Origin of the sequence: Glaciecola sp. MF2-115 (genome assembly GCF_047250385.1) — a bacterium.
Classification (GTDB): Bacteria; Pseudomonadota; Gammaproteobacteria; order Enterobacterales; family Alteromonadaceae; genus Glaciecola.
The window spans coordinates 83,432-96,721 of record NZ_JBLBVM010000040.1 but is presented as its reverse complement, the minus strand read 5'-3'; the positions used below and the strand labels follow the sequence as shown (position 1 = coordinate 96,721).

At 41.6% G+C, this 13,290-nt stretch carries 12 protein-coding genes and 1 tRNA gene; 5 read left to right on the top strand and 8 right to left on the bottom strand.

Going from position 1 to position 13,290, the window contains the following annotated elements; all coding sequences use genetic code 11:
- Positions 1 to 372: 372 nt before the first annotated feature.
- The 4 genes from ACKLNX_RS04125 to ACKLNX_RS04110 form a co-directional block, all read right to left on the bottom strand.
- Positions 373 to 1,599, bottom strand: a complete 1,227-nt coding sequence (locus ACKLNX_RS04125; RefSeq protein ID WP_411694466.1) for a threonine/serine exporter ThrE family protein — start codon at positions 1,597 to 1,599, stop codon at positions 373 to 375.
- Positions 1,600 to 1,615: 16 nt separating this feature from the next.
- On the bottom strand, positions 1,616 to 2,290 hold the full coding sequence (locus ACKLNX_RS04120; protein ID WP_412971326.1) for a nitroreductase family protein: 675 nt from the start codon (positions 2,288 to 2,290) through the stop codon (positions 1,616 to 1,618).
- 78 nt (positions 2,291 to 2,368) lie between these two features.
- Entirely contained in the window at positions 2,369 to 3,814 is a 1,446-nt protein-coding gene (locus tag ACKLNX_RS04115) for a flavin-containing monooxygenase (protein WP_412971325.1), read from the bottom strand.
- 127 nt (positions 3,815 to 3,941) lie between these two features.
- Entirely contained in the window at positions 3,942 to 4,358 is a 417-nt protein-coding gene (locus ACKLNX_RS04110; RefSeq protein WP_412971324.1) for a tetratricopeptide repeat protein, read from the bottom strand.
- A 239-nt stretch (positions 4,359 to 4,597) separates the two neighbouring features.
- On the opposite strand from ACKLNX_RS04110, the gene ACKLNX_RS04105 reads away from it, so the two are divergent.
- Complete coding sequence (locus ACKLNX_RS04105; protein ID WP_412971323.1) at positions 4,598 to 5,584, top strand: TylF/MycF/NovP-related O-methyltransferase; 987 nt, start codon at positions 4,598 to 4,600, stop codon at positions 5,582 to 5,584.
- Here the strand turns inward: ACKLNX_RS04105 and ACKLNX_RS04100 are convergent.
- The 4 genes from ACKLNX_RS04100 to mutY form a co-directional block, all read right to left on the bottom strand.
- Entirely contained in the window at positions 5,574 to 6,656 is a 1,083-nt protein-coding gene (locus tag ACKLNX_RS04100; RefSeq protein ID WP_411694461.1) for a LicD family protein, read from the bottom strand. The two genes, ACKLNX_RS04105 and ACKLNX_RS04100, sit on opposite strands and share 11 nt — an antisense overlap.
- Positions 6,657 to 6,922: 266 nt before the next feature.
- Positions 6,923 to 6,998, bottom strand: a tRNA-Phe gene (locus ACKLNX_RS04095).
- Positions 6,999 to 7,120: 122 nt separating this feature from the next.
- On the bottom strand, positions 7,121 to 7,393 hold the full coding sequence (locus ACKLNX_RS04090; RefSeq protein ID WP_411694460.1) for an oxidative damage protection protein: 273 nt from the start codon (positions 7,391 to 7,393) through the stop codon (positions 7,121 to 7,123).
- A gap of 224 nt (positions 7,394 to 7,617) precedes the next feature.
- Positions 7,618 to 8,829, bottom strand: coding sequence for an A/G-specific adenine glycosylase (mutY, locus tag ACKLNX_RS04085; RefSeq protein ID WP_411694459.1), 1,212 nt, complete (start codon positions 8,827 to 8,829; stop codon positions 7,618 to 7,620).
- Positions 8,830 to 8,968: 139 nt separating this feature from the next.
- Between mutY and trmB the strand changes: the two genes are divergently transcribed.
- From trmB to arcA, 4 genes are all read left to right on the top strand, one after another.
- Positions 8,969 to 9,694 carry a tRNA (guanosine(46)-N7)-methyltransferase TrmB gene (trmB, locus tag ACKLNX_RS04080; RefSeq protein ID WP_412971322.1) on the top strand — a complete coding sequence of 242 codons (726 nt, stop codon included), beginning with the start codon at positions 8,969 to 8,971 and terminating at the stop codon, positions 9,692 to 9,694.
- Positions 9,695 to 10,759: a methyltransferase gene (locus ACKLNX_RS04075; protein ID WP_412971321.1), complete on the top strand. Its 1,065-nt coding sequence runs from the start codon at positions 9,695 to 9,697 to the stop codon at positions 10,757 to 10,759. It abuts the gene before it with no gap.
- 30 nt (positions 10,760 to 10,789) lie between these two features.
- On the top strand, positions 10,790 to 12,202 hold the full coding sequence (locus ACKLNX_RS04070) for a glycogen synthase (protein ID WP_412971320.1): 1,413 nt from the start codon (positions 10,790 to 10,792) through the stop codon (positions 12,200 to 12,202).
- A gap of 330 nt (positions 12,203 to 12,532) precedes the next feature.
- Positions 12,533 to 13,237, top strand: coding sequence for a two-component system response regulator ArcA (arcA, locus tag ACKLNX_RS04065; protein WP_411694455.1), 705 nt, complete (start codon positions 12,533 to 12,535; stop codon positions 13,235 to 13,237).
- The last annotated feature ends 53 nt before the right edge of the window (positions 13,238 to 13,290 follow it).

Below are 13,290 nucleotides of genomic sequence, written 5' to 3'. Positions count from 1 at the left end.
TCTCGCCAAAAACATACTCATTCACTTCACCTTTAGGAGAGTGATTGCATTATTCAGTCAAGGGGTGCGAAATCTTAACAAAGACTATAAAAAACGAATATATAGCATGGCCTCGTAAAAAATGGGGATCCCTCAGTGCCTTCGCAGGAATGACGTGTTGGTTGATTCAAAATTTGTGTGTTAATCGAACCGTTAACTTGGGCAAAGCGGCTGTTCGGCCAAGGTAGTTTGAGCTTTCGCTTTTCGCTCAAGGAGACCACCGCGTAGGCGGTGGTGACAGGCAAGAAACTGGGGCAAAGGTGACCGATTTCAAACTTAACAACTTTATAGTTTTGCTAGCACCTTTATTATCTAGTTAACAACTTCGAGGGCCTACAGCGCCTTCTTCGTCGGCATTACTACATTGGCGAATATTAGCCCAGCTAATAAAGACATGAAAATTAAGAACACCTCTTGCCCTACATGATCTGCCTGCACGAAATCCTGCCCAGAGATAAACGAATTCAAGCCAATATACGTCTTAGAGCCCGGAACCAACACTATTAAACCATGCATCGCCACAATCGTAGAAGGTTGGTTTGCTATACGAGTAAAAACATTCGCAAACGCACCTAATGCAAATGCACCTAAAAAGGTACCAAAGGTTTGGTCCATATAAATTGAACTGTAAACGGTCACGCCATATGCGATGAAGGCCGAAACGAAAGCCCACGGGATATGCTTAATACGTGTTCGAAAAATGGGAACCAAGGCGAAACATAACAATCCAACGGCCAACCATGTCGCCCAGTAGGGTAATGATGGCGCAGGGAAATATTCGTTCTGACCAAATAAACTGAAACCCACTGCAACCCCAAGAAACGCACCGAAATAGAGTTTAAACAGTTGCATAATCGCATCCATTATTCGCGCGGTACCAGAAACCAAATTTCGAGATGAGAGTTCCGCTAAGCCCATCGTCAAGGCTAAACCAGGAACCAGTACAATGACTGAAGACAGTACCATCAAGGGAATGTTAATACCGGGGTCGAAATAACGGCTGATTGCGCAGGCCAAGATACCTGCGACGAAAGAAGTGACAGGTTCTAGCATCAAGTTGACGCGTTTAGAGCGCTGCGACCAAAGCACCCAAAGATAAGCGACGATACCGAGTAAGCTGGTCCATAAAATTTCGGCTAAGCTAGCACCCATTAGCATTGAAAATGAACCAGTCGCTAATGCAAATCCGCATCCTGTCACTAATTTCCCATAGGGGCTGGGCATTGCGTTAATCGTATCTAAACGTTTATCTGCTTCCGTTAAACTCACTTTACCCGACAAGAGTTCATTGGCTAGCTCATCCGTAAGAGATAAAGCACTCATATCCAAATCACCGGGCTGTAAGCGAGCGGCGTGGTTGTATTCGTCTTCGTGCTTATCACTCCAGATAACGAAGATAATGGATGTGGGGGTTGCGATAAATGATGCATGAACTCCCAAATATGATGATACTTCTAGCAGGTAGGCTTCAAGGCGAAATGCAGGTGTACCGTACTTGTGCAACATTTTGCCTAGCTTCACAATGAAGCGGCGTATTTGGATAAATTCTTGAGTGTTCAATTTACGTTTTCTCTAATTACAAAAATGTACAAATTTCATCGAGTGATTTTTTGTTCTTTGCGTGTTCTGGGACCGTTGCATCTTCAGCAGGATAACCGGCGATCAACAACATGTAAGGACGTTCATCATCTGGTCTTTCACATATTTTTGAAAGAAAAGACATGGGTTTAGGTGTATGAGTTAAGGTCACTAAGCCTGCATTGTGCAAAGCCGTAATCAAAAAGCCAGTGGCAATACCAACCGACTCATGTACGTAATAGTTAGTGTGTTTCTCACCCGGCGTCACGCCGCCTTTTTTCTGACTAAAAATCGCAATTAACCAAGGCGCGTGTTCAAGATATGGTTTATTAGCATCCGTACCGAGCGGCTGCAATGCTTCGAGCCATTCTTCACCCGCACGACCGGAATAAAAACCCTGTTCATGCAATTCCGCTTGCTCTCGTACTTGCTTTTTTACATCGGCAGAATGAATCGCAACAAAGTGCCAAGGCTGATGATTTGCACCGTTTGGCGCAGTGCCTGCTGCTTTTATACAGTTTTCAATAATACTTTGAGGAACGGGTCTGTCACTGAACTTACGAATACTATGGCGGCGCTTAATATCTTCATAAAAAGCTAAAGAACGCTCCATCATTTCTTCTTGCGGGTACTCAATATAATCGGATAAAGGTGATGCATTGTGATCTTTCATTGGCAACCAGTTCAGTTTAATTAGTCAGTGATGTTTATTCGCGCAAGTATAGCGTGCGAGAAGTTTTAAACAAAGCTGTCATTCAATTAGATGATGCGCATAAACGAATCTTTTGCAGAGCTTTCTAAAAGTGAAACTAAAACCCGGGAACATCGCTATCACTTTCCCTTGCTTATTCTGATACCAGCTTGTGCAACCGCCGGTTTTCCAGACTGTTTTTTCCATTTCAGCATGTACCATTTGTGTGTATTCGCACTCAGCCGCTTGACTTGGTTCAAGAGACTTAATCTTGTCATCTTGTAAGATATCGATACAACGCATCACGTACTTCATTTGTGATTCGATAACGAAAATAGCACTAGTATGACCAATACCTGTGTTTGGCCCAGTAATCACGAAGAAGTTTGGAAACTTAGGGATTGAAGTGCCTAAGTAGGCTCGTGGATAATCTTCCCATTGCTGCGCTAATGAAGCGCCATTCTTTCCGGTAACATCATAGGAAACCATAGAGTCCGCGGCGTTGTAACCTGTCGCGAAAATGACAACATCAGCTTCTACCTCGCCAGAACCCTCGAAGGACAGGCCTTTTTCTGTAAAGCCTAAAAGCGTATCTTGCTGATCATGCAGTTCGCAATTCGGCCTTTGAAGGGCTGGATAGTAATTATTTGAGATAATGATCCGCTTACAACCAATCGTAAAATCCGGTGTTAACTTTTTGCGCAGATTGTCATCATGAACTTGCTTCTTTAGATGCTTCCTCGCAGGCCATTCACCTACAATTTTAAGTAAGGTGTGATTATATTTGAATGCCAAGACACGTACTTCCAACGACCAATAAATACACCAACGAATAAACGTATATATCGGTCGAAATGCTAAGAATTTACTCAGCCAAGGTGGAAACGCCCAATCTAAACGTGGCAATACCCAGTGTGGCGTTCGTTGAATTACATGGAGCTTTTTAACTTTGTCGATAATGGCTGGAATAACTTGCACTGCACTGGCTCCGCTACCAATAATCGCAACATTTTTATCTTTAATGTCGACATCATGTTGCCAATCATTGGTATGGAAACTTTGTCCTTTGAATCGTTCAAACCCTTCAAAGTCGGGGATGATAGGCGTGCTCAATGGCCCCGTAGCATTGATAATCGTTTTACAAGAGAGTATGTCTTGATTTGCGAGAGTCACTTGCCAATGATCATCACACCAAACAGAAGACATGACCTCTGCATTCAATTTTATATGTTCAGCAAGCAAGTATTTTTCAATCAGGCCCTGAGTGTAATCAGCTAACTGGTTTTGTTTTGCGAATAAGTGAGACCATGCATAAGGCTCACCGGATATGCTGTATAATGGCGATTGCACATCAACTGCTGCTCCAGGGTAACGATTTTGTAACCAAGTGCCACCGGCGAATCCACGTCGCTCTAGCATTACAAAATCTCGAATGTCCCTTTTCAACAAAGCTATTGCCGCTGAAATTGCTCCAAAACCTGTTCCAACGATAACTACTGAATGCATTAATTAATTCGCCATTTCTTTTTGTTAGATTGCATACGAAGCTAGGCTAGCGGGTTCTGAAAATGCCAATCCTATAGCCAACCTGAGCTTCTATTTTTTCGACGGGGGTAAAACCAATTGCTTGGTCTTACGATAATTCCTCTAGCAAGTCATCTATCTCAGCTTTCAGCTCATTATCTTCAATCTTATTCGCACTAATTTTCGCTTCTTTCAGATTCTTAATGGCGTCAACAGTTTGGCCTAAATCGATTTTCACTTTCGCCATGGAAAAAGCAATAGAGGACATATGATCTTTAGAATTTGCTTCCTTCGCTTTTACCAGCGCTTTTTCGTAGATTACAACCGCATCTTCCAACTCTTCGGTAAAATCAGCCAGTGTTTCCCATTGCTCAGGATGGTCTTTGGCAGTGTTTTCGTTTTCGATGCAAATAGCTTCCAACTCGGCATACAAAGAATCGAACAACTCTCTATTTTCTTGCTCAGCAGCCGCCATTAACTTTTCAGATAGACTATAAACGGCTTTGTATATTTTAGTGTTGATCATGGCTTGTTACCTTTTGTTGAAGCAAATTAATTTAAATGGCTTGTCCCGTCATGATAACAGAGACCACCGCGACTTTACTCATTCTAAGTGCTAATCAAATGATTAATTCATGCACGAGTAAGTAAAGGTAAGTGATTATTGCCTTCAATAGTGTTTGCGTATGCTTACTCATAATCCGTTGCTAATCAATTCGTTATTAAATATGATGATGAAAAGCTTAGCAATAGATGATGAGACACATGCAAAATATTTTGATTTATGGCACAGGAAATGGCGCACTTCGATTTTATAAGAAGGTAAGTGAGCAATATAATATTTTGGGTTTTGTTCTGAGCTCTGCAGTTGAACCCGACACTCACTTTTTGGGCAAGCCTGTCTCTTCGATCTCTGATGCCTCATCTATCGCATTTGACCAAATCTTTCTTGCGAATCAATTTTCCGACACATACTACGAATGCCTAAAGCATGGCATAGAGAAGAGCAAAATTAAGGTACTCTTTTTTAAGTGCTATTTTGATATTCTGGATAAAGTCTTATTAGACGATAGCCCTGCCTTTGATGATACTTTGCAACCATGTCGCCCAGTCCTTACTCGAGCCTTATCCTATCAGACTGAGTCCACTCTAGAAGAGCAATATACTGATTCAAGAGACTATGTAAGGTTCAAGCAATTAGAATTGTTGGCCGAGCAAATAAAGGCCTCAGACGTGCCCGGTTCGGTTGCTGAGTTAGGTGTTTATCAAGGAAACTTTGCAAAGTACATCAATGCGCTATTTCCCTCTAGAACATTCTATCTGTTTGACACCTTTGAAGGCTTCGATGAGAAAGATGAGAAATTTGACATTGAGCACGGACATTCAGAATCCGCTATCTTCGATCACGTAGATAGATTTACCAATACAACATTAGAAATGGTCTTAGCAAAAATGACCAGCCCAAAAAACTGTGTGGTTTGCAAAGGTTTCTTCCCTGAAACAGCTAGCGGAATTGAAGACCAATTTGCGTTTGTTTCAATGGATGCCGACCTATACAAACCCATGTTAGCAGGGCTAGAATACTTCTACCCTCGACTTTCTCCTGGCGGGTTCTTAATGTTACATGATTATAATCACCCCAAATTCTTAGGCGTAAAACAAGCCGTTGCAGACTTTGAAAAAGCGCATGGCAAGGTAGCCAAAATACCTATCGCAGATAAAAATGGCACATTACTGATAACTAAGATTTAGGATTAATGATCGCCTGCATTGCTTCATCACTAGGCACAATAGTCGGGTTATCAACCGCTCCATTCCAGCTTTTGACAGGTGTTTTCCAATCGCCGTAATGCTCGGTTAGGAAGATTTCAGGGTGGTCAGGCATCAACAATTTGCCAGCAGGTGTGTCTTCTAGGGTTGCGGGTAAAAATCCTTTAGTGCTGATCACATTCGCTGCAGGCTCGAACCAATAGGTTTTCTCACCTCTAACATAATGCACAATGTAATCGACCATCACTCCGTCTTTATATAGCTGCATCCAGCCTTCTACACGACCATTAGAGAATTGGGATGGTGAGGGCTTGTGCCAGTTTTTACCGAATCGGGCTAACAAATGACCTTCAAAGTCATTCGGTAAATTCAGAGTCATACCGTGAACTTCTTTTGTTTGCGCTGGAAATAATGGCGATGAAAACCAATGATCACAATTCAGATCGCTCCAACCAAACTCACTTTGATCATCTGGATTTTGGTGATAACAAAATAAATTGATACGCCATTCACCGGCAATCAGTATGACGCCTTTCGTAAAGTCGCCATCTACATTTAAATATGTGTCGCCTAAATCTGAGATTCGCGCTTTAACATCGCGCATTGTGTCGATATTGTTTGTATTCAACAGCATTGATAAAGCTTGCGATTCAGAGAATAATTCGCCGTCGCGGTAAAGATTAAGCAAACCTCCGTTTAGCTGACAATTTTCGATTCCCAGTTCATTTAATCGTTGCTGCAACTCTAACAGTAGCGCTTTACCTTTTTGCAATGACTCAGGGCTTCTTACACCAAGGTAATGCAAGCGACACTCAAAGCCAGCGGCGCGGAACTCACCTTCTAAAGCAAAAGTTTTGTCGATGTCTTTTTCAAATACAGCGAAATCAACGTCTTTATCCCACGGCAACAGATCCCCATCACGCACTAAACCAAGTAAAGAGCCACCAATCATCAAGGCCTCTATTTCGTATTTATCGCTAATACTCAAAGCCAGTTTACTGATTTCATGAACGCTAGCGTAATCTGAATAACGCTTGTTTAGTCGGTATTGCATAAGGCCTCTAATACTCTTTGTCGCTGTAAGACAGTGGAAGAACAAGGATGTAGTTATCGTGCATAGAAAAAATGCTTCTAATAATGCCTAGTTTGCATTATTCGCATGCGATCTTGCAACATATAAGTGCCGCGTAAGTCTGAATGCCTAGTTATGAATTAAAAGTACGAGCATTAACATTTTATAAAAGTTCTGCCTTCATCTGACGTTCGACAGACTAAAACGAAAAAACCCCGAACATTTCTGTTCAGGGCTCTTGGAATAAATGGTGCCTCGACCCGGGATCGAACCAGGGACACGCGGATTTTCAATCCGCTGCTCTACCAACTGAGCTATCGAGGCATTCGCGAGTGCGTTTTAACGCTGTAAATCGCTGTGGGTGCGTATTAAACGGATTTTGCCCTTCCAAGTCAACTGATTTTTGATGTTTTTGTAACTTTATCTGAATAAAAGGGCTCAAACGGTTATTTTGTAGGCGGAACGTAACCCTCAATCGTGGGTTCAATACCTTCAAACAAGAACGCGACCATTTTCTCTTCAAGAAACTTACGATCGTTAGCTTCCATCATGTTCAACTTATTTTCGTTGATAAGCATGGTTTGCTTTTTTTGCCACAAACTAAAAGCTTCCTTCGAAATTGAATCATAGATGCGTTTTCCAACTTCACCGGGATACAGTTGAAAATCTAATCCATCAGCTTCTTTGTTCAAATGTACACAATTTACCGTTCTTGCCATTTCAATTACCTTTAAATATCGTTTCTATACTACTTAGCCTGCCCTGCAAGCTAAATTCTCATTGTGACGCACTACTCAGCGTAATGCTGAATGCTGTTACGACACCACGAAACAAAGTAAAACGAGGTGGATTTTAGTTGCTGAGAGTATAGCGTATATTCGCCCTATACTTCAGCATTCATTCTTTAAAAAGTGAGTAATTCTTTGTCGAAGCTCAGGAATATCTAATAATCATTTTTCAATATATCGAGAATTTTCATAGTGGGTGCTGATAGACCAATTTTACTTGGTCTATACGAATCGAACCAAATCTGGCGCTTTGCAGCTTCCTGCCTCTCCTCATTTGGGCCTTTAGTGGCTAAATCTGTTCCAAACTGATTTATGTTCTCTTCCACTGACTGATTTGGTGGTAGTTTTAACTCAATCAATACAGGCAGTATCATCAAATGAAAATGGCTGAAGGTATGCTTAAATGTCTCTAGTTCACGCATTCTCGCATCTTCTAAGTTCACGTTTCGCAAGCTTGCTTCAAGTTGCGATAAAGCTTCGTCTGCTGTTTTTTCATTGTCTGTATCAAACCCTGTTTCCAAAAATCCCCAAAGGCCTCCCCAAATTCCAGTTGAAGGTCGTTGTTGCAATAAAACTTGCCCGTTATAAGACGGGATCAACATAGTTGTGTATTTAGTAGGAATTTGTTTTTTAGGTTTTTTGAATGGCAGTTCTGACTGTCTTCCTTGGGCAAAAGCTAAGCAATGCATTTGCATAGGGCAAGAATCACAACTTGGCTTGGAACGTGTGCACAACGTGGCGCCAAAATCCATTATCGCTTGAGTGTAGTCATCGTACCTAGGTTCTGAATTTAAGCTCATTTCAGCGCTTTTAGTATCACAATTAGCGACCTTAGAAGCATCTGGTTTTAGTTTCTCGGCTTCTTCCCATAATAGGTCTTCTATTTTCTTCGCGCCTGGCCAGCCTTCGATGCCCAAAAAGCGAGTAAGTACTCGCTTCACGTTCCCATCCATAACGGCGTAAGCTTTATTCAAAGATAAGGATAATATCGCTGCGGCAGTAGATCGGCCAATTCCTGGCAAATCAATGAGCTCATCAAAGGTTTCTGGGAACACACCATCATGAGTATCACGCACTTTTTGCGCCGCTTTATGGAGGTTTCGTGCTCTGGCGTAGTAACCGAGACCTGTCCATAAATGAAGTACTTCATCAACAGGTGAATTAGCTAAGTCATTAACCGTTGGAAACCGTTGCATGAAGGTTTCGTAATAAGGGATAACTGTCGCAACCTGAGTTTGTTGCAACATTATCTCCGAAATCCATACAGAGTAAGGGGATTTGTTTTTTTGCCAAGGTAAATTTTTACGCCCGTGTTGGTCAAACCAAGTTAAAAGCGTATTTGAAAAAGAAAAGCTACTGGAAGTCACATTAACCGCACATCTGCCAAAGAATGAATTATAATACCGAACTTTTGTACTAATAGACTAATTTGTCGATAACGTTTTTGTAGATAACTTTCGGCCAGTCTTTTAATTTACCAAACACTTAATAAAGATCACGATATACATGAAGTCATTCAAGAGCGAAGAAGAAGCCCGCGCAGCAGGCGTATATATCAGCAAAGTAAAAAGCTTTGTTAAACGCGAGGGACGCCTAACCAATGCTCAAGCAAGAGCTATTGAAGTGAACTGGCCAAGCAAAGGCCTATCAATTGAACAAGGTATGCTCAACTTCGATGAAGTATTTGGGCGCTCAGCACCTACCGTACTAGAGATAGGTTTCGGTATGGGTAAGTCTTTAGTTGAAATGGCAGCCGCAGCACCAGAAAATAATTTCATTGGCATAGAAGTTCATCGCCCAGGTGTTGGCGCTTGTTTAGCTGATGCTGAAGAGGCTGGCGTGGAAAACCTGCGCGTATTCGAACACGATGCTGTTGAAGTCTTAGCTCAATCCGTTGCTGATAATTCATTACATCGCCTACAATTATATTTTCCTGATCCTTGGCATAAAACGCGCCATCATAAACGCCGCATAGTACAACCTGATTTTGTACAAAAGATTCGCAGCAAACTAGCTATTGGCGGTACGTTCCACATGGCGACCGACTGGGAACCATATGCAGAACACATGATGGATGTGATGACCCAAGCTGAAGGCTTTGAAAACACATCAAGCGAGGGTGCGAATGGTTTTGTTCCTCGCCCAGAATATCGTCCTATTACCAAATTCGAAGTGCGAGGCCAAAAGCTTGGTCACGGCGTTTGGGATATTATTTTTAAGCGAGTAAGCTAAATGCTGTCATTACCTAGTCAGTTACTGTTACGCAACACCGAAATATTTGAAAATGGCAAATGGGCGATAGTGAATCCCTCTGATGCAGCCATTTTTGATGAATTGCGTGACCCAAGTGTCGATGCCGATATCACTGGCTTACACCAATTTCATGATGTTTATTTCCAAAGTGAGAACACAAGTAAGTTTCCACAAGTATTTGCAGCGAGTTTTAGCCTCGATGATCTGAAGGATAAACAACAGTTAGACGGTGCTGTCATATATTTACCTAAAGCAAAGCAGCATCTCGAAATGCTAATTGCGAATCTTGCCGAATTGGTTAAAGTTGGTGGCAAGTTAATGATCGTTGGTGAAAACAAGGCCGGAATTAAAAGCGTCGGTAAATTATTAGAGCGATTGGGTTCAACGGTTAACAAAATAGACGGCGCAAAACATTGCGGTTTAATTTGCGTTGAAATTGAAACTCCAAACGCGAAACCTTTCGACATTAAGGGCTTCGGCGTTGTAAGAACTTACTCGGTAAACGGCGAAGAAATAAAAGTATTCTCATTACCAGGGGTTTTTGGTCACAAGCAGTTTGACCCCGGTACACAGCTATTATTGGCGCAGTTCGAACCACGTTCGACGAAGCTACTAAATATGAAAGGTCAAGTTTTAGACTTTGCATGTGGAACGGGCATCATTGGCACTTACTTGGCTAAATTAAATGCGAAAGTAAAATTAACGATGAGCGACGTCTCGGCGCTTGCTGTGTATTGCACAAAACAAACACTTGCTCTAAATGGCGTTGAAGGAAATGTAATTGCGAGCGACGGCATGAAGCATGTGGAAGGTTATTTCGATCACATAATTAGCAACCCGCCATTCCACACTGGCATTCACAATGATTACAGTATTACTCAGCAATTTATCGCCTTGGCTCATAAACAGACTCGGGCTCGTGGCACTCTTGATATTGTGGCAAACAAATTTTTGCCTTACAGTGAAGTAATGAACGGTTTGTATTTCCGTTCTAAAACTCTCGTTAGCACGAATAAATACAACATCTACGAAGCAGCAAAGTAAGAAAACATTATTTGTTGTGAAAGGGACACTATGAAAATACTCTTTTTAATTTCTGAAGTTGAAGATATTGTAAAAACTGGCGGACTAGCCGATGTTGGCAAGGCCCTGCCTATTGCGCTGTCTGAGCTCGGCCACGAAGTTGCCATTATCCTTCCCTATTACAAAGCCGCCGCAGAATCCTTAAATTTATCCAATGCGACGCCTCAACAAATAATCTACACCAATGGCCGTAGCTATGCCTTTGATATTAAATCACTTAATTTCAATGGCATCACTATCTACTTCGTCGACTTCCCAGAGTATTTTAATAACGACCAGCTTTACAGTGAAGATGCTGAAATTAGCAACGCCGAGAAATTTACCTTCTTCTCGCTAGCCGCATTAAAAACAGCGGAAGCAGTGGGCTTTAAACCTGATATTTTACATACGAATGATTGGCATACGTCGATGGCATGCTATTTTGCTAAGCATTCGCCACTTTCTTATGAATATTTTGCAAAGACTAAAAGCGTTCTCACTATTCATAACGCCGCGTTTCAAGGCACTGATAATTTAAACAATATCCCAAGCGTTGAAGCATCTGCCCCTGGCATGTATGTTGAGCATAATTATTTGAATATGCTGAAAACCGGCTTGTTATATGCTGATAGCATTTGCCCAGTAAGCGTGAGTTATGCGCAAGAAATCTCTACCCCTTTAGGTAGCCATGGAATCGACGATGTTATTCGACAACGCATAAATTCCGTTGAAGGCGTACTTAATGGTTGCGATTATGAACAATGGGATCCAAGCACTGACGAGTTCATCGCCGCGCATTATTCTGTGGATGACATGTCTGGTAAAGCCGCATGTAAAAAGGATCTTCAAAAAGAGTTTGGTCTACAAGTAAGTGCAAGAGTGCCTGTACTTGGCATGGTTTGTAGAACGACTTTACAAAAAGGCTTCGGCTACTTAATGCCAATTATAGAGGATATCCTCAAGCATAAAGTTCAAATTGCCTTGGTTGGAACAGGCCAGAAAGACATCACTCAAGAGTTGCACCGCATTGCTGATGCTCACCCTAAGCAGTTTGTGTTTATCGAAGATTTTAAACCTGACTATGCTCACAAAGTTGAAGCTGGCGCAGATTTTTTTCTGATGCCTTCAGAGTTTGAACCCTGCGGGCTCAATCAAATGTACAGCCTCGCGTATGGCACGGTACCAATTGTTCGCGGCATTGGCGGCTTGAAAGACACTATAACAGATGTTGATGAACCAAATAGTACAGGCTTCGTATTCAACGAACCTTCTCCGGAAGCTTTGCTCAGTGTGGTCAGAAAAGCTCTTCTTCTTCGACTCGAAGATAGTAAAACATTCAAGGCTGTCATTAAGCGAGGAATGGAAAAAAAGTTCACGTGGAAACAAGCCGCTGAAAAATATGTGAAGGTATACGAAGGGAAATAGATTAGTCGGAAGTTAGAGATTTTTTGTTTCAGTGCTTCAGAGACACTGAAGTATTCCGATAAATATGAAAGTTAAGCCAATTCTAGTTTTCAATTTAGTCGTATTTTGAATATACTAGAGGCAGATACTGTAATTTTATTACAGATATAGAAGTTTATTACAGCTCTTGACGTGTTAATTTTCAGTAATTCAGATGATTAGTGCATTATACATAGACGGACTACACGTCATATTTAGAGGGCTAGTTTTTTGAAATTTTTCATATAAAACAACTGAATTTTATCAATTTTCTGATAGACTCAATTTAGCAAAGTTAACAGAGTGTAAAAAATGCAAACGCCAAATATCCTGATCGTTGAAGATGAAGTAGTTACCCGTACTACCCTGAAGAGCTTATTCGAAGCTGAAGGCTACAATGTCTTCGAAGCTGAGAATGGCGAAGAAATGCATGATTTCTTCCAAAACAATCAGATCAATCTAGTGATCATGGATATCAATTTACCGGGTAAAAACGGTTTGATTCTTGCGCGCGAAGTGCGTGATAGAAAAAATGTTGGCCTTATTTTCTTAACGGGTCGCGACAATGACGTTGATCGCATTCTTGGCCTTGAAATTGGCGCTGATGATTATCTAACTAAGCCATTCAACCCACGTGAATTAACCATTCGTGCTCGTAACTTATTGTCACGCACAAGCAGCGCATCTGAAGATGACGATTTACCAAGCAAGGTAAGCTTTAATGGTTGGACGCTGGATGGTGACAGCCGCAGCTTGATCTCTCCAGTTGCAAAAGAATTCAGACTACCTCGTAGTGAGTTCAGAGCTTTGCATTTGTTCTTAAGCAATCCAGGTAAAATATTAACTCGTGAACAACTCATTATGGAAATGACTGGTCGTGAGTTACGCCCGAACGATAGAACGGTAGATGTCACTATACGTCGAATTCGTAAACATTTTGAATCAGAGGCAAGCGGTGAAGAGCTGATTGTTACTATTCATGGCGAAGGTTATCGTTTTTGTGGCGAAGTAGATTAATCAGATTTCTTCATTCTGCTTATCGCATACTGAATATTGCTTAGATTATTAGA